The 17,107-nt window shown below is 74.9% G+C and carries 13 protein-coding genes and 1 pseudogene; 3 read left to right on the top strand and 11 right to left on the bottom strand.

Annotated elements, in window-relative coordinates:
• Positions 1–162: 162 nt before the first annotated feature.
• The 9 genes from ACFWR9_RS27180 to ACFWR9_RS27140 form a co-directional block, all read right to left on the bottom strand.
• Positions 163–981 carry an SAM-dependent methyltransferase gene (locus ACFWR9_RS27180; protein ID WP_383846503.1) on the bottom strand — a complete coding sequence of 273 codons (819 nt, stop codon included), beginning with the start codon at positions 979–981 and terminating at the stop codon, positions 163–165.
• A gap of 147 nt (positions 982–1,128) precedes the next feature.
• Entirely contained in the window at positions 1,129–2,409 is a 1,281-nt protein-coding gene (locus tag ACFWR9_RS27175) for an ABC transporter substrate-binding protein (RefSeq protein ID WP_383846502.1), read from the bottom strand.
• A complete protein-coding gene (locus tag ACFWR9_RS27170) occupies positions 2,406–3,551 on the bottom strand; it encodes a branched-chain amino acid ABC transporter permease (RefSeq protein ID WP_383846501.1) in 1,146 nt (381 codons plus the stop codon). The genes ACFWR9_RS27175 and ACFWR9_RS27170 overlap by 4 nt, the downstream gene beginning before the upstream one ends.
• A complete protein-coding gene (locus ACFWR9_RS27165) occupies positions 3,544–4,443 on the bottom strand; it encodes a branched-chain amino acid ABC transporter permease (protein ID WP_383846500.1) in 900 nt (299 codons plus the stop codon). The genes ACFWR9_RS27170 and ACFWR9_RS27165 overlap by 8 nt, the downstream gene beginning before the upstream one ends.
• On the bottom strand, positions 4,440–5,228 hold the full coding sequence (locus ACFWR9_RS27160) for an ABC transporter ATP-binding protein (protein ID WP_383846499.1): 789 nt from the start codon (positions 5,226–5,228) through the stop codon (positions 4,440–4,442). The genes ACFWR9_RS27165 and ACFWR9_RS27160 overlap by 4 nt, the downstream gene beginning before the upstream one ends.
• Positions 5,225–6,007, bottom strand: coding sequence for an ABC transporter ATP-binding protein (locus ACFWR9_RS27155; RefSeq protein ID WP_383846498.1), 783 nt, complete (start codon positions 6,005–6,007; stop codon positions 5,225–5,227). The genes ACFWR9_RS27160 and ACFWR9_RS27155 overlap by 4 nt, the downstream gene beginning before the upstream one ends.
• A gap of 535 nt (positions 6,008–6,542) precedes the next feature.
• Positions 6,543–7,805, bottom strand: a complete 1,263-nt coding sequence (locus ACFWR9_RS27150) for a PucR family transcriptional regulator (RefSeq protein ID WP_383846497.1) — start codon at positions 7,803–7,805, stop codon at positions 6,543–6,545.
• A gap of 118 nt (positions 7,806–7,923) precedes the next feature.
• Positions 7,924–11,055, bottom strand: coding sequence for a LuxR C-terminal-related transcriptional regulator (locus ACFWR9_RS27145; RefSeq protein WP_383846496.1), 3,132 nt, complete (start codon positions 11,053–11,055; stop codon positions 7,924–7,926).
• A 257-nt stretch (positions 11,056–11,312) separates the two neighbouring features.
• Entirely contained in the window at positions 11,313–12,230 is a 918-nt protein-coding gene (locus tag ACFWR9_RS27140) for an alpha/beta hydrolase family protein (RefSeq protein WP_383846495.1), read from the bottom strand.
• A gap of 370 nt (positions 12,231–12,600) precedes the next feature.
• On the opposite strand from ACFWR9_RS27140, the gene ACFWR9_RS27135 reads away from it, so the two are divergent.
• The gene (locus ACFWR9_RS27135; protein WP_383846494.1) at positions 12,601–13,488 is read left to right on the top strand and encodes a Gfo/Idh/MocA family protein; all 888 of its coding nucleotides are present in this window, start codon (positions 12,601–12,603) and stop codon (positions 13,486–13,488) included.
• 6 nt (positions 13,489–13,494) lie between these two features.
• On the opposite strand, the gene ACFWR9_RS27130 is transcribed toward ACFWR9_RS27135, so the two are convergent.
• A complete protein-coding gene (locus ACFWR9_RS27130) occupies positions 13,495–13,857 on the bottom strand; it encodes a hypothetical protein (RefSeq protein ID WP_383846510.1) in 363 nt (120 codons plus the stop codon).
• A gap of 109 nt (positions 13,858–13,966) precedes the next feature.
• Positions 13,967–14,869: a GNAT family N-acetyltransferase gene (locus tag ACFWR9_RS27125; RefSeq protein ID WP_383846493.1), complete on the bottom strand. Its 903-nt coding sequence runs from the start codon at positions 14,867–14,869 to the stop codon at positions 13,967–13,969.
• 420 nt (positions 14,870–15,289) lie between these two features.
• Here ACFWR9_RS27125 and ACFWR9_RS27120 point away from each other — a divergent pair, with 420 nt between their 5' ends.
• Together ACFWR9_RS27120 and ACFWR9_RS27115 are read left to right on the top strand one after the other, a co-directional pair.
• Positions 15,290–16,504 (top strand): glycoside hydrolase family 64 protein, encoded by a 1,215-nt coding sequence (locus tag ACFWR9_RS27120; RefSeq protein ID WP_383846492.1) that lies wholly within the window; start codon positions 15,290–15,292, stop codon positions 16,502–16,504.
• Positions 16,505–16,574: 70 nt separating this feature from the next.
• Positions 16,575–17,107 (top strand): annotated as a pseudogene (locus ACFWR9_RS27115) (serine/threonine-protein phosphatase); the annotation flags it as partial.

The following is a 17,107-nucleotide window of genomic DNA, read 5'->3' as shown; positions in this document are numbered from 1 at the left end:
TCCTGGAGGCGTACCGCGACAACTGACGGCGGGACCCGGCGATGTCGCGCCCGCCGGGGCCCCCGGGCGGGGAGGCCGCCCGGCCCGGGAGCGCGAAACCCACCGCCGCCCCCGCCCCCGCCCGCGGGGGGGGCGCCCCCTCCTCCGTACCGTTCGCGTGGGTCAGCGCAGGCGGCCCAGGCCGCCGAACTCGATCCACTCGTCGGTGAGCTGACGAGGCGCCACCTCGGTGTCCGGACGCCAGGTGGAGACCTCCACCAGGCCCGGCTCCAGGATGTCCATGCCCTCGAAGAACGCCTCGACGTCCTTCGGCTCGCGGACCCGGCCCCAGTGCCCCTGCGTCGCCTGGTCCATGAACTCCGTGACGAACTTCCGCACCTCGGCGTCCTCGCTGACCAGCTGGCACATCACCGCGTAGCTGCCGGGGGCGAGCCGCTCGGTCACCCGGCGGACGACCGCCAGGGGGCCGTCGGTGTCACTGTCCGGGATGCAGTGGAAGACCGAGTTGAACAGGACGGCGACCGGCTGCGAGAAGTCGATCAGGCGCCGGGTCTCCGGGTGGGAGAAGATCTCCTCCGTCGACCGCATGTCGGCGTGGATGACGGCGGTCCGGTCGTTCTGGTCGAGCAGCGCACGGCCGTGGACCAGCACCATCGGGTCGTTGTCGACGTAGACGACACGGGAGTCCGGGGCGACGCGCTGGGCGACCTGGTGCACGTTGTCCTGGGTGGGCAGGCCGGATCCGTGGTCGAGGAACTGGCGGATGCCGTAGTCCTCGGCGAGGGTCCTGACGACCCGCTGGAGGAAGCGCCGGTTGTTCAGCGCGAGGCGGCGCGTGCTCGGGACGACCTTGTCGAGTTCACCGACCGCGGCCCGGTCGGCCGCGTAGTTGTCCTTGCCGCCCAGGTAGTAGTCGTACATCCGTGCGGCCGTGGGCACGTTGGAGTCGATCTCCGTGGACAACCGCTTGTCGGCTTGCATCGTTCCCCCAGCTCTGTACGGGCGCCAACTGGACTGGCATGACAGAGAGTACATCCTGGAGACCGGGTGGTCAGCGAAACCAGGGCGCTGGTCAAGTGGCCGTCAAACCCTGTGCCGTGCGGTGGAGTTGACGGCCACTCGTCCCGGTCAGCCTCGGGCGGCCAGGTACGCGTCCGCTCCGGGGGCCTTGTGGGCCTCCTCCACACCGACCAGGCCGCCGACGGCCTTCGCGTCGGGCTTCAGGACGTACGTTTCCCGGCTGGCGGGCGCGGTCACGAGGGTGAAGTCCTGCGGGGTGCCGAGACCGGTGTCGGCGTTCTTCTGCGAGCGGTGCGCCTTCACGACGTCCGCGCGGGCGAGGCTGCCGCCCTCACATGCCTTCTTCAGGTCGGCGCCCATCAGTTTGGCGGCGTTGTAGCCGGAGAGCACGCCGGAGTCGACCAGATCCCCGGGGAACTTCTTGCCGTAGGCGGCGACCATCTTCTTCACGCCGGGCAGGTCGGAGCTGACCGCCGGTGCGGCGCTGACCACGTGGACCATGGCCGTCAGGGCTGCCGCCGCGGGCGTCTTCATCAGCTGCGGGGCATAGCCGGGGGCACTGCTGACGATCGGCACCTTCAGGCCCCGGGCGGCCGCCACGCCGGCCAGCGACGCGGTCTGCGCGGGGCCGGCGCTGATCAGCACCGCCTTCACGCCGGCCTTGCTCAACGCGGAGACCTGCGCGGACAGATCGGTGTCGGTGGCCTTGATCTTCTGCCCGACCACCTTCATCCCCGCCTCCTCGGCGGCCCACTCGGAGCCCTCCAGTGCGTTGGCGCCGTAGTCGCCCTCGAAGTACACGTGGCCGATCGTGTCGCCCTTGGCGAGCTTCTTGGTGCGGGTCAGGAAGTCGACGGCGGCGATCATGTCGAGGTCGTAGGTGGTGCCCAGGACCTGCACGGAGTCCCGGCCCAGCAGGGAGGCCGCCCAGGCCTGCGGGAAGGTCAGCATGTGGTCGCGCGCGAGGTCGTCCAGCAGCGCCGCGACCACCGGGGAGCCGATGACCTGGGGCAGGGCGACGACGTCCGGGGCGATGTCGGCGTAGGCGGTGACCGCCTTCTGCACGTCGTAGCCGTGGTCCTTGACGACGATCTCGACCCGTCTCCCGCAGATGCCGCCCGCGGCGTTGGTCTCGTCGGCCCACATCTGCTGGGCCTGCACGATGCTCTTGCCGAGCGTGGCGTAGGGCCCGGTGAGGTCGGTGAGCGCTCCGAGCCTGATGGCCTTGTCGCTGACTCCGGGACCGGTCTTGACGCCGTCCGCGGCGTCGTCGGTGCTCCCGCCGTCCGCCTTGGAGCTGCAGGCGGTGCCCGCGAGCAGCACGGCGGCCAGTGCCGCCGCCAGGGCGGCGGTCCGGGCGGTGCGGGGCCTGGGGTGCGTGACGTTCACGGGGTGTGCTCCTTGGCTCGTGCGGCGTTGGCGGTGGTGGTCGGGGAGGAGGGCGAGGACCCGCCGTCGGGCGGGCCGGTGACCGGCGGCCGCCGGCGCAGGCGGGCGCGGGTGCGGCGGGCCAGTCCGTGCAGGCCGTCGGGGGCGTAGAGGAGGATCACGACGATCGCGGCGCCGTAGAGGTAGCGGGACGCCTCGGTCGGGCCGATCGATCCGCCGCCGGAGCCCGGTGTCGCCACCAGCGGCAGCTGGTCGGCGTAGCGGGTCATCAGCAGCGGCAGCGCGGTGACGAAGACGGCTCCCGCGGTGGCTCCGGCGACCGAACCGAGTCCGCCGATGACGATCATGGCGAGGTAGTCGACGGAGAGGGCGAGGGAGAAGTAGTCGGGGACGACGCGGCGGAAGGAGAGCGCGAGCAGGACACCGGCCAGGCCCGCGTACATCGAGGAGACGACGAACGCCGCCGAGCGGTACCGCGCCACGTGCACGCCCATCACCGACGCCGCGGTCTCGCTGTCGCGCAGCGCCACCAGGGCGCGGCCGGGCCGCCCGCGCAGCAGTCCGCGGGCGGTGAACCAGGTGACGGCGAACAGGACGAGCCCCAGGTACCAGAGCCGTTCCTCGGCGCCGAACGGCACGCCCAGGACCGTCAGTTCGGGGTCGGTCTCGGCGAAGGTGAACCCGCCCAGCTCCAGCGGCGGCACCGAGCGTCCGTTGAAACCGCCGGTGACCGAGTCCGCGGTGAGCAGGACGTGGTGGCCGAGGAAGACCAGGGCGAGGGTGGCGACGCCCAGGTAGATGCCCTTGACCCGGCCGGCGACGGGACTGAACAGGCCGCCGGCCGCCCCGGCCAGGAGTACGGCGAGCAGCGCGGCGAGGGAGGGCGGCAGCCCGGGGCCGGGTTCGCCCGCCAGCCATACGTAGCCGTACGCGCCGACCGCGAGGAAGAAGGCGTGTCCGAGGGAGAGCTGGCCCGCGGTGCCGCTGAGCAGGCCGAGCCCGACGGCGCCGATGGCCGCGGCCATCGAGAACAGGCCGATGCGCAGCCAGAAGGCGTCCAGGTAGAAGGGCAGGGCGCACAGGAGGAGGACGGGCAGGAGGAGGCCGCCGCGTCCGAGGAGCCCGGCGAGTCGGTCAGACACGGGCCGCTCCCTTCGCCGCGAAGAGTCCGGCAGGGCGCACCAGCAGAACCAGCACCATCACGGCGTACGGCGCGACGTCGCCGAAGCCCTCGCCGAGGACGTGCAGCTCGGACTGGTAGCCGGCGACGAACGCCTCGGTGAGGCCGATGAGGATGCTGCCGACCAGGGCGCCGACCGGGGAGGCCATGCCGCCGAGGATGGCGGCCGGGAAGGCCTTCAGGGCGATCTGGCCGGTGGTGCGCTCAAGACCGGGTGCGGGGAAGGCGACCAGGAAGACGGCGGCGAGCGCGGCGAGGCCGCCGGCCAGGCACCATGCGGCGGTACGCACCCGGGTCAGCCGTACGCCCATCAGGGCGGCGGCCTCCGAGTCCTCGGCGGCGGCGCGCAGCGAGAGGCCCCACGAGGTGAACCGGAAGAGGGCGAAGGCGCCGCCGATGGCCAGGGCGGACACCAGGATCGCGGCGATGCGGCTGTCGGCGACGGTCACCGGGCCGAGGTCGGTCACGGCGTTGCCCCAGGGGTCGCCGAGCGGCAGCAGGTCGCCGCCGATGCGCCTGGCGAGATCGGTGACCAGGACGATGTCGATGCCGATGGTGACGATGGTCTGGACGTGCGCGGCGTGCGGGTCGCCTCCGCCGACCGGCTGGAGCAGCAGCCGGTCCAGCGCCCCCGCGACGACCGCCGTCACGAGGGCCGCGACGGCCAGCGCCCCGGCGAAGCCTAGGTCGTCGTGGAGGACGGCGACGAGGTAGCCGCCGAGCAGCAGGAGGGAGCCGTGGGCGAAGTTCAGTACGCCGGACGCCTTGAAGATGGTGACGAAGCCGAGCGCGATCAGGGCGTAGACGGAGCCGAGGGCGAGGCCGTTGAGGAGGTTGTCGAGGAAGCCGCTCATGCCGCGTCCTCCCCGGTGGTGCCGGTGCCGAGGTAGGCGCGCAGCACCTCGGGGTCGCGCCGGACCTCGTCGGGGGTGCCGTGGGCGATGGCCTTGCCGAAGTCGAGGACGGTGACCTCGTCGGCGAGCCGCATCACCAGTCCCATGTCGTGTTCGACCAGGACGACGGAGAGGCCGAGTTCGGCACGGATCTCCCGGACGACCTCGGTCATGCGGGCGCGTTCGGCGGCGTTCATGCCGGCCACGGGTTCGTCGAGCAGCAGGACACGGGGCTCCAGACAGAGGGCGCGGGCGAGTTCGACGCGCTTGCGGTCGCCGTAGGGCAGCAGGGCGACGGGCGATTCGAAGTGGGCTCCGAGGCCGACGAGTTCGGCGATCTCGCGGGCTTTGGCGAGGTGTGCGCGCTGCTCGCGCACGGCACGCGGCAGCCGCAGGGCGCTGGCGGCGAAGCCGGCGTGGCTCAGGGCGTGGCGGCCGAGCATCAGGTTGTCGGCGACGGTGCCCTGGGTGGTGACGATGTTCTGGAAGGTGCGGGCCACGCCGAGGGCGGCGATCTTGTGCGGGGCGAGCCGGGTCAGCTCGGCGTCGCCGAGCCGTACGGTGCCGGCGGTGGGGCGGTACAGGCCCGACAGGACGTTGAAGCAGGTGGACTTGCCGGCGCCGTTGGGACCGATGACGGCGTGCACGGTGCCGGGGGCGACGGTGAAGGAGACGTCGTCGAGGGCGACGAGCCCGGCGAAGCGCACGGTCACGCCCCGTACGCGGAGCGCGGCGGGGGCGGTCACGCGGCCCCCTGACCGTCGGCGGTCTCACCCAGGTAGAGCCGGCGTACGGCGTCGGTCCGGGCGAGTTCCGCGGCGGGACCGGAGAGCCGGACCTCGCCGACCTCCAGGACGTGGGCGTGTTCGGCGAGGGACAGCGCCATGCCGGCGTTCTGTTCGACGAGCAGGACGGCGGTGCCCTGGGTGTTGATCTCGCGGACGACGCCGGCGATGCGGTCCACCATCATCGGGGCGAGGCCGAGGGAGGGTTCGTCCAGGAGGAGCAGGCGGGGCGCGGCCATCAGGGCGCGGCCGATGGCCAGCATCTGCTGCTCCCCGCCGGACAGCAGCCCGGCGGCCTGGCGGGGGCGTTCGGCGAGCCGGGGGAAGAGCGCGAAGACGCGGTCCCGGCTCTCGCGAACCTGGGCCGGGGCGCGTCGGCCGAGTCCGAGCCCGCCGGCCCGCAGGTTCTCGTCGACGGTGAGTCCGGCGAACACCCGCCTGCCCTCGGGCACCTGTACGACTCCGGCGCGTACGGCGGCGACCGGGTCCCGGCCGTCGAGGACCGTGTCGCCGTAGCGGACACGGCCGGCCGTGATCGCGCCGCGGTGCAGGCGCAGGGTGCCCGAGACGGCCCGCAGCAGCGTCGTCTTGCCGGCGCCGTTGGCACCGAGGAGCGCGACGACGGCGCCGTGCGGGACGGTCAGGGACACGGAGCGGAGGGCGGACAGCGCGCGCCCGTACGTCACGTCGAGGCTCTCGACGTGCAGCGCGGGCGCACCGTCCGGTGGTGCTGCGGGCATCGCGGCTCCTTGGGACCGGCCGAATCGGCACGGTGACGGGTGAATGGGGGGAGCTCACGACAGCACGGACACGGGTGCCCGTACAGGGCACCGGGGCCGGGTCGCTGCGGCGTCCCAGTCCGGGGGCGGAGAGTCTGTGCGGATGCCCAGGCGGGGTGGAGCAGCGGGGCGGGCGGGTCTGCGGGGCGGTGGGGCGGGTGGGGTCGCGGGGGCGGCGGGAGCGGGCGGGGTGCGGGGGCGGTGGGGCGGCCCGGCCCGCCCGTGCAGCGGGAGCGGGTCGGACCGCGAGAGCCGTGGGAGCGAGCCTGCGGGGGCGGTGGGAGCGGGCGGGGCCCGTGGCGGTGGAATGGCGGGGGTGGTGCATGTTGTGCCCGGCGACGCTGCGTCCGCGCGGACGTGGGCCTGTCGGGCAGCCGTCCGTCCCGGGCGGCGCGGGCGGGGGCGGTCCCCGTCGGCGCTCCGGGTCCAGGGCGGACTGCGGTGCCCGACGCCACCGGCCCGCCCACCGTCCGTGATGGGTTCGGGCTCGCCCGGGTCAGTCGTGGAGTACGTGTCGTGCGGTCAGGGACAGGCTGATCTCGACGACGTCGGCCGGGCGGGCCAGGGAGCGGCCGGTCAGTTGTTCGCAGCGGCGGAGGCGGTTGAGGACCGTGTTGCGGTGGCAGTAGAGGCGTTCGCCGGCCCGCTGGGCCGAACCGTCGCAGTCCAGCCACGTGGTGAGGGTGTCAAGGAGCACCTCGCGGTCGGCGGCCTCCAGACGGAACAGGGGGCCCAGCACCCGCTCCGCGAGGGCCCGGCCCAGCTCGGGGCTGGAGACGACCAGGGCGGCGGGAAGCTGGTCGGCCAGCCGCACCGTGCCGCCGGCGAGCGGACAGATCTCCAGGGCGGTGTCGGCGAGCCTGCGGGCGTCACCGACGGCGGCGAGTCCGTCGACCGGGCTGCCGACGCCGATACGGAGGCCGGGGAAGGAGCTGTGCGGTTCGGGGAGCCCGTCGCCGGCGCCGGTCAGGACGATGCCGTAGTCGACCTCCGCACCCGCGTGCCAGTGGACGCGGGTGCCGGGCGGCACGGCTGCGGCGCGGGCGGCGTCGGGACGGGCGGACGGTCCTCCGGTGACGGCGACGACGACGTACCGGCCCTGCTCCGGCAGGCCCAGTGCCTGGGCGGCCTCCGGCAGGTCGGCGATGCGGCTGGTGCCGTCGAGCAGGCCGGCCGCCAGCAGCCGGGCCCGGTTCTCGCGGCGCCGGCCGAGCTGCCACTCGGTCTGCCGGTAGGCGTCCGCGACGAGGGTGCAGTGCTCGTCGACGAAGTTCCACACGTCGGCGGCCACGTGCACGAGCAGGCGGACGTCCTCCGGCGCGGTCCTGGACGTCTCCTCGACCAGCCGCTGCCACACCAGGGAGCCGCCGAGGCGGAAGGCGTGCAGCAGGGCGTCCAGCGGGAGGCCCTGCTCCGCGCGGGCGGCGCCGATCCGCCAGGAGCAGCGCCGGGCGGCGTCCCGCGCGCCGCGCGGGTCGAGCAGCGAGGCGACGCTGTGCCGCAGCGAACGGTGGGCCTCCTGCCAGGTCGCCGAGGGATCCTTGGTGAGGGCCGCGCGGTACGCCGGTTCCCGCTCCTCCAGCAGGGCCACCAGCCGGTCGGTGAGGTCGGGCAGGTCGTCGAGCAGGGCACGGGCGGCCCGGTGCAGGACGCGTACGGCGTCGGCGTCCATCAACGACGCGACGCTCGGTGTCCGCGGGCGTGGAACGGGCGTCAGCCCGGTGCGGATCGCTGCTCGTGACCGTACGGCGTGCTGCATCGCGGTCCTCCCCAGGGCAGGGCTTGCGGAGGCGCCCCGCGGCGGGCTGTCCCGCCCGCGCCGGGCCTGCCCCCTGACTCGTCCTGCCCCGAAGGATGGCATACCGTCCGGTCGGTCCCTAGGGTTGTGCACCGGTCTTTTCGACGGGTTCGGCCTGTTCGGCCTGCTCGACCATGCGGGCCAGCTGCAGGCGGGACCGTACGCCGAGCGCGGCGAAGACCTTGCGGAGGTGGTAGTCGACGGTGCGGGTGCTGACCGCCAGGGTGAGAGCGACCTCCCGGTTGGTGGCGCCCTCGGCGACGTGCCGCGCGATGCGCAGTTGCTGGGGGGTGAGGCGGGTCAGCGTCCCGGTGTCCGTGCCGTGCGACGCGGCCCCGAGCGCGCGCAGTTCGCCGCGTGCCTGCGCCGCCCAGACGCCGGCGCCGCAGCGGTCGAAGCCGGCCAGCGCGGTGCCGAGCCGGTCGCGGGCCTCGCGGGGTCGGCGGCGGCGCCGCAGCCACTTGCCGTGGAGCAGCGCGGTGCGGGCCCGTTCGAAGTCGCCGCCCGCCTCGTCGTGCCGGGCGAGGGCGCGCCGGTAGAGGCCGTCGGCGCGGTCCGGCGGGGCGAGGAGGGCGTGGCAGCGGGCCAGTTGCGCGGCGGCCTGCGGGTCGGCGCCGAAGGCCGCCCAGCCCGCGAAGTCCGTGAGCACCTCGCGGGTGTCCTCGTGGCGTCCGGCGAGGACCGCGGCCTCCACGAAGCACGGCACCGCGAGCCGCCACACCGCGAAGTGACCGCGCCCGGGTCCCGGCAGGACGAGGAGGCCGAGCCGGTCGGCGGCGTCGAAGGGGCGTCCCCGGCCGAGGTCGGCCCGGGCCGTCGCCCACTCCGCGAGGGTGGCCACCTGGGCCAGGCCGTGGCGCCGGGCGGTGTTCAGCGCGGCGGTGACGTGCCGGGCGACGACGTCGGGCTCCTCGTCGATCGACGCGGCGAGGGCGAGGATCGCCCGGTGGTGGGCGGCGGTGTTGCGCTGTCCGGCGCGCAGGGCGGTGCGCAGTCCCTCCTCCGCGTGGGTGCGGGCCTGCGGGTGCCGGCCGGCGCGGAGTTCGGCGTAGGCGAGGTACTCCAGCGCCTGCGGCACCAGCGCGTCCGACCCGAGCTGCCGGGCGGCGGCCAGCGCCCGGGCCCCGCCCCGGCGGGCGGCGTCCACGTCCCCGAGCAGCAGCGCGGCCGCCGCCGATCGCAGCAGCCCCTCGGGACGGTCGTCGGTCCTCCCCCGCTCCACCACCTGCCCGAGCGGCACGACGGCCCGGTCGAGCCGCCCTTCGAGCAACGCCCGCATGCCGACGCGGTGCTCACGCACGACGGCTGCGAGGTGTCCTGCGGCGCGCAGGGGGGCGGGGTTCAGGTGGACCGGGGGGTTGTTCCGGTGCGGCTGCGGGGCCTCGCTCCGGGGTGGGGTGCGCGGCACACTGCCGGCCCGGCGCGGTGGGTCCTCGTCTCGGCGCGGCGGGTCCTCGTCCCGGCGCGGCGGTCCGTCATACAGGCTTGGCGCGTCGTCGGACCGACGCGGCGGGTCCTCCTCCCGGCGCGGCGGGCCGTCATGCCGACGCGACACGCCACCAGACCGACAAGCGGGAGCCTCATCCCAGCCCGCCAGACCGTCACCCCGACGCGACACGCCACCAGACCGACAAGCGGGAGCCTCATCCCACCCCGGCAGGCCATGCTGACGGCACGGTGCGTCAACCGGCCGACACGACGGCTCCTCTCCCCACCCCCGCGGACCCGCCCCCCGACCCCGCGAATCCCCCTCCCCACTCCGCGGCTCCGGCGCGAGTGCCGCCAGGCACGACCGCAGGTCGCCCGCCGCCCAGGCCGCGTCGGCGGCGGCCAGGGTGGCCGTCTCGGCGATGGCGGGGGCGTCGGGGGCGAGGAGGGACGCGGCCAGCAGCAGGGACTGGTGGGCGTCGCCGACGGGGCCGTCCCGCAGTTCCGTCAGTCCCCGCACCAGTTCGGCTCGTCCCCGGACACCGGCGGGAGCGGCGCGGTCGCGGGCCTCGGCGAGGAGCGGGCGGGCCCGCTCGGGGCGGCCGGCGAGCAGGGCCTGCTCGGCCGCGGCCGTGTAGCGCTCCGCACGGGTGGCCGCGTCGGCCGTCAGCTCGGCGGCACGGGCGTACGCCGTCGCGCGCAGCCCGTACGGCGCGGACACCGTGCCGTCGGCCGCCGCCGCCAGCCGGTCCGCGAGCCGGGGCGCGGGTGCCGGCCCGGCCGGCGACCAGGACCGGTGCAGCAGCGCCGGGAGCAGGTCGCCGCCCGTCTCCAGTACGTCGGCCAGCGCGCGGTGCGCGGCGCGGCGCCGGTCCGGCGCGGCGGTGGCGAGGACCGTGCGGCGGACCAGCGCGCCGTGGAAGCGCAGCCGGTCGCCGGCGAGGGCGAGTTGTCCGGGCAGCGGTTCCAGGCGAGGACCGGGCCCGGACGCGGGGTGCAGGCGGCGTAGGGCTTCGAGGACCAGCCCGGCGTCGACGTCCGGCCCGTCCGAGGCCCGTACGGCGGCCGCCACCGTCAGCAGCAGGTCCCGCGCGTCGCCGCCCGGGCCGGTCGGCGCACCGCCCGCCACCCCGGCGAGAGTCGCCGCGTCGGCGAGGGCGCCGGGCAGGGGCAGGTGCCCGCGCAGTTCGGCGGGTGACAGCCGGCGGACCAGGGCGTGCAGCAGGGCCGGGTTGCCCTCGGCCTCGGCCAGGAGCCGCTCGCGGACGGCCGGCGCCACGGCGCCGTCGGTCAGGTCGTCGAGCAGGTCGGCGGCCACCGGCGGGCTCAGCGGGTCCAGGCGGATGACAGGCAGATGGGCGAACTCCGGGTCGACGGCCCGGTGTCCGGCGACGGAGAGGAGGATTCCGGTCCGGCCGGCGGGGCGCAGGCGCTCCGTCGTGCCGGCCAGCGCGGTCCGGGCCGGGGCGTCCCACAGGTGTGCGTCGTCCACGCACACCAGCACCGGCGCCGCGCCGGCCACCGCCCGAAGGGCGTGGAGCAGTTGCTCGGCGGTGGCGGGAGCGCCAGGTCCGGGGCCGGGCCCGAGACGCAGTACGGGACCGGCCCGGAAGCAGCGGGCGGCCCACTGGAGCAGGGTGGTCCGGCCGAGTCCGGGTTCGCCGGTCAGCACGAGGTGGCCGCCCCGGTCGGGCAGCCCGCCCAACAGCGCGCGCACCGCGTCCTGTTGTGCGCTCCGGCCATGGATCCGCACGGCCGTACGTACGGTCGTCTCTCCGGTCATCCCCGGGAGGTTACGCGCGCGTAACCTGGTGCGGAAGGCACCGGTCCGCCGTCGCCGGACGCGGTATCCGTCCTGCCACCTGCGCCGGTGTGCGCTGGGGGCGGGCCGGGCGCTGTGCCGGCGCCCAACGGGCCGGAGCCGGCGCCGTGCCCCGGCACAGTGCGCCGGCGGCGGCCGCGGCGTACCCGCGACCACCGCCGGAAGGTTCCGTCCCGCGGCGTACCCGCGACCACCGCCGGACGGTTCCGTGCGGAACGTCAGGAACCGTGCGGGCAGTTGCCCCGGTACTCCTCGATGGTCAGGCCGGGACGGGGCAGCGGGCACAGGAACTGCTCGTAGCGGGTGTCGTTGTCGATGAACCGCTTGAGCCAGGAAATGCTGTACTTCGCGATCGTCGTGTTGGACGTGTTCGGCGAGAAGTGCGTGGCGTTGTTCAGCTCCAGGTAGGCGCGGTCCGTCCCGGACGGCAGGCCGGAGTAGAAGGGTTCGGCGTGGGACGCCACCGGGGCGATCGTGTCGCCGTCGGCGCCGAAGATCAGCGTGGGTGTGCTGACCTCGGGCCAGCTCTTGTCCGTGTTCCAGGGGGTGAGCGGGATCGCCGCCTGGAGCGACGGCCGGGACTTGGCGGCCTCCAGGCTGCCGCCGCCGCCCATCGAGTGGCCCATGACGCCGAGCCGGCTGCTGTCGATCCGGCTGCGGACCGAGCTGCGTTCGGTCAGGTAGTCCAGGGCGGCGAGCAGTTGCCGACCGCGGGAGTCGGGCTGGTCGAGGGTGGTGTTGGTGTCGATGGTGAACACGACGAAGCCCTGCGAGGCCAGCCGCGCGCCGAGCCAGGAGATGGAGGACTGGTACGCGGTGAAGCCCGGCGAGATCACGACGGCGCCGAACGTGCCGTCGCTGGTGCTGGTCGGGTAGTAGACGGTGCCGCCGCCGAAGCCGGTGACCGCGAGCGAGGAGACGCTGGTGTCCGCCACGGAGTACGGTCCGCGCGGTGCCTCGATGCTGGACTCGGTGGGGGCCGGGCCGCGCTCGTAGGGGTTGTCGGCGGCCTGGGCGCCGGGTCCGGTGAGGGTGCCGAGCGCGAGAACGGCGGCCACGGCCGCCGTGACACCGGCGAGCCGCCGCCGGGTGCTCCGGAACACGGGCGCGGCGTGGGTGTGGGGGTTCTGCTGCACGAGGGGGGTCCTCTCTGTCGTGGCGAGCGGCCCGGCCGGTGGTCGCACACGTTCCGGAACACGTGGGGTCGCGTCCCGGGACATCCGCCGGAGGGCGTCGCCGATGAGCTGGCGCTGCCACTGTCGACGGGTGGTGCGGCCGGGGGGATCGGCAGAATCACCGGTCTCGTGCGACGCGAGGGGCGACGCGGTGGGGCGGGCCGGGTCCGCCGCGGGCCTCGCGGTGGGCCCGCGTCGGGCTCCGTCGGCACGCTGTCCGCGGGCGCACCGGTGTGACACGCTCTGCGTCGGCCGGGCTGTGGCACGCCGGTCGTCAGGGAGGACGTCGGCGGGCCCGTGACCGGGTCCGGCACCGTGGAGAGGCGACGGCATGCGTGTCGGACTGCTCGGCACCGGCCCCTGGGCCGACATGGCGCACGCCCCGGCCCTGGGCGGGCACGACGGCCTGGACTTCGTCGGGGTGTGGGGGCGGCGCCCGGACGCCGCCAAGGAGCTGGCGGAGCGGCACGGCACCCGCGCCTACGACGACGTCGACACCCTGCTCGCCGACGTGCAGGCCGTCGCCGTCGCGCTGCCCCCGGGCGTGCAGGCCGAGCTGGCCGTGCGCGCGGCACGGGCCGGGTGCCACCTCCTGCTCGACAAGCCGCTCGCGCCGACGGTGGCGCAGGGGCGGGCGGTGGTGGACGCGGTGCGGTCGGCGGGCGTCGCCTCGGTGGTCTTCTTCACCGCCCGGTTCCAGCCCGAGACCGAGGCGTGGATCACCGAACAGGCCGCGGAGGACGGCTGGTTCACCGCGCGGGCGCAGTGGCTCGGCTCGGTCTTCGGCGGCGACGACAGTCCGTTCGCGCACTCGCCGTGGCGCCGGGAGAAGGGCGCCCTGTGGGACGTGGGTCCGCACGCCCTGTCCGTGCTGCTGCCGGTCCTCGGGGACGTCCGGCGCGTGTCGGCGGCGGCGCCGGGTCCCGGGGACACCGTCCATCTGGTCCTGGAGCACTCCGGCGGGGCATCGAGCACCCTCACGCTCAGCCTGACGGCGCCGCCCGCCGCGGCCGGTGCGACGGTGGAGCTGCGCGGCCGGGCCGGTGTGACGCTTCTTCCGGAAGCGGTGGAGGGGCCGGTGCCCGCGCTGCGGCGGGCCGCGGACGCGCTGCTCGGAGCGGCGGGCGGTGGGCGGCCGTCGCCGTGCGACGCCGCGTTCGGGCTGCGGGTCACCGAGATACTCGCCGAGGCCGAGGCCCTGCTGGCCGTCCCGCGGTGACCGCCCTCAGCCGTCGGCGCCCGCCCGCTCGAACGGTTCGTCGCTCCACCGGAACCACGCCCGGTCGCCCTTGATGTGCAGCAGGAACTCGCTGACCGGGCCGTCCGGCGAGACCAGCCGCACGCGCCGTTCGATCTCGGCGTAGACGGCTTCCCACTCCGTCCAGTGGTCCGCGTCGGCCCTTTCCGCGAGGGCGAGTTCGCGGGCGAGCAGGTCCTGGACCGCGGCGTGGGCCGGTCCGGGCCGGAACCGTCCCGACAGCCAGGGGAAGTCGGCGTCGTCGATCAGGATCTCCCCGACCAGCGCGCCCTCTTCCCTCTCACCGGCGTCGCGGAAGCGCACGTACCAGATATCGCCTTCGAACCCCACATCGCCTCCGCCGCGCACGCCGGTGATCACCGTCGCGGACAGCATGCCATCCGGCACCGGCCCGGCGGCGGTGCCGGGCCGGAGCGGCTCTCGGCCCGGTGCGCGGCGACTACGGCCGACCGGCCGCCGGCGGACGGAAGTTGATCCGCTCGCGCACCACGGGGTAGCCGGCCTTGGCGAAGTTGGCGGCCATCGGATGGTTGCCCCGGTCCGTCGCGGCGGCCACGAACTCCGCGCCCCGCTCGACCAGGACGTGGGTGCACTCGGCGAGGAGGTCGTAGGCGTATCCCCGCCCGCGATGCTCCGGCAGGACGCCGATGAAGGCGACGCACGGGCCGGACGGGTTGTGCGCGGGGATGTGGATGCCGGCCAGCTCGCCCTCCGCCGTGTACGCCAGTTGCCACCACTCGCGCGGCGAGGGGCACCAGTGGAAGAAGTCCAGCTCGGCCTGGGCGGCCCGGTCGAGGCCGTACTCCTCGATCTCCATCAGCGCGTGGGCGTCGAGCGTGACGGAGTGGATGCGGCGCAGCGCGTCGAGGAACAGCGCGTCGTCGGGTTCGGGCCGGAAGTCCAGCCGTCCGGGCCGGGCGGGGAGCCCGCACTCCGGCGTCCACCGGTACAGGAAGCGTTCGACCAGGGGGGCGTAGCCGGCCGCCTCGGCGGCGGTGAAGCGGGCCTCGGCGGCGGTCCGCAGGGCGGGGTCCTCGCGCCAGGTGCCGGGCGCGTTCAGTTCGAGTTCGACCTGCCAGGGGGCGGTGCGCAGGAGTTCGGCTCCCGCGTCCTCCTCGCCCTCGGCCACGTCGAACCAGTTGACGGTGACGGGTTCGGTGTCGTCGGGGCCGCCCCACCAGGCGGCGCGGGCGACCACGGTGCCGTCGCGCAGGGCGACCCGCTTCCAGTCGGGGCGGTGCCGGGTGAGCCGGTGGCCCTCACGGGCGCCCAGCGGGTCGGACATGGTGTCGAAGAGCGCTACGTCGCTCGCGTCGAGCGCGCGGATGACCGGTTCGGTCACGGAACCTCCAGGGTGCGTCATGCGACGGGCGCTCGCGTCGCCGGTACGGTCCGGCGTCGCCCGCACGGTCTCGCGTCGCCCGCACGGTCTCGCGTCGCCCGCACGGTCTCGCGTCGCCCGCACGGTCTCGCGTCGCCCGCACGGTCTCGCGTCGTCCGTACGGTACGGGCACCGGGCGCGTACGGCCACCGGTTTCCGAGGCGGGATTAAGCGGGCCTTAACCACCGGTTAAGCGTTCCTCCCCGGGCGCCCGTGCCACCAAGTCCCATCAGGCGCAACGCACTTGAGGGCGCACGGAGGCGGTTGGCCGACCCACCCCCCGTGCGTACCATCGGCGCACCGCGTGAGAGCGCTCTCAGGAGCCCTGCCGGATCCCCACTCCCACGCCGTCATGTCCCGATCACTCTGGAGACCCCCCACATGACTCCTCGTCACCAGCGCCCGCTCGGCCGTCGCAAGCTGCTCGTCGCCCTCGGTGGAGCGGTCGTGGCCGCGCCCGTCGCCGCCGCGGTCGCCCCGCACGCCCTCGCCGGCGTCGGCTCGGACGACTCCGCCGGCACCCCCGGGACCAAGGCCGCCGGTGCCCTGCCGCTGACGATCGTCAACAGCACCGGCACCTTCGGCAACGCGGACGTCCACGTCTACATCGTCGGCAACCTGGACGGCCGACAGGTCCGCGTCACCCCCGACGGCACCGTCGCCCCGGTGGCGCTGTCGGACAACGGCGCCGACGGATACGCCGACTACGCCATCGGCCTCGTCGGCAGCGGTGAGACGAAGCTGAACCTGCCGTACCTCTCCGGGCGGATCTATGTGTCCCTCGGCGAGAAGCTGAAGTTCAAGGTGGTCGCGGACGGCGCCGGAAACCCCGCGTTGCAGTACCCGGCGGGCTGGGTCGGGCCCGACCCCAACCACGGTGTGCTGCACGACTGCGCCGAGTTCACGTACAACTCCTCCGGGATGTTCTGCAACACCACCATGGTCGACATGTTCAGCGTGCCGCTCGCCATCCGGCTGACCGGCGCCAAGGACCAGACCACCGGGACCGTGCGCCCGGGTGGACGGGCGGCGGTGTTCGACGCACTGCGGCGGGTCGAGGAGTTCGCTCCGCTGGTCGTGGACGACACCCGGGTGATCGCCCCGGGGCACGGGCTGGACGCCGGTCTGTTCGCGAAGGACTACCTCGCCCCGTACATCGACGAGGTCTGGAGCACCTACACCGGCAAGGACCTGCGGATCACCACCAACGCGGGCACCTTCACCGGCCGGGTGCGCGGCGGGCGGCTGACCTTCGACGGTCCCGCCCAGGTGTCCTTCGCCAAGCCGTCCACCCGGGACGTGCTGTTCTGCGACGGCGCCCTCGCCGCGCCCAACGACGGCACGACCGGTCCCGTCGCCGCGGTCCTCGGCGCCGGCTTCAACCGCTCCACGCTGGTGTCCTCCGCCGAGCAGCCCACGACCGACCCGGCGACGTTCTACGGGACCGGCCTGACCAACCACTACTCCAAGGCGGTGCACGCGGCCACCGAGGACGGCAGGGCGTACGGCTTCGCCTTCGACGACGTGGCCGACTTCGCCTCGTACATCCAGGACACGGCACCGACCGGCTTCCGGCTCACGCTCACCGCGTTCTAGCCGCGCGGCACGCGCAGCGGCCCGCGCGGTTCGGCGTGCGGGCGGCGGGGTGGCGTAGGAGCGTGGTGGTGTGCGAAAGGTGTCCGGCCCACCGCTGCGCCCGGGCGAGGACCGGCGGAGCTGGCTGAGCGGGGCCCCGCCGCCCCGCTGGGTGCGGGTGCTGCCGCCGGCCCTCATCGTGCTGATCTGCGTGGCGACGCTGCTCAGCGACGACCGGCTGGACATCGGTTTCCTGCTGGGCGCCATCCCGCCGCTGGCCGTGCTGTCGTACAGCCCGCTGGCGACGGCCGCGCTGTGCGGTGCCGTGATCGCGCTGCTGACCGTGCCGGTCTTCCAGCTCGACCGGCCGGGCGACGCCGACCTGCTGACCGTCGTCTTCGTCGCGGTACTGAGCGTCTTCGTGTCCTTCGTGCGCAGCCGTCGCGACGCCCAGCTGGGACTGGAGCGTACGGTCGCCGAGGCCGCGCAGCGTGCGGTGGTGCCCCCGCTGCCCGAGCGGGTGGGGGCGGTGGGGGGGGGCGGGGGGGGGCGCGGGGGGGCCGCCGGGGGGCGGGGGGGCGGGGGGGGGGGGGTGAAAAAAAAAACACGGGCCGCCCAGAGAAT

It is taken from the genome of Streptomyces sp. NPDC058534 (assembly GCF_042717365.1).
In the GTDB taxonomy this organism is placed as follows: domain Bacteria; phylum Actinomycetota; class Actinomycetes; order Streptomycetales; family Streptomycetaceae; genus Streptomyces.
This window is presented reverse-complemented; position numbering and strand designations above follow the sequence as displayed.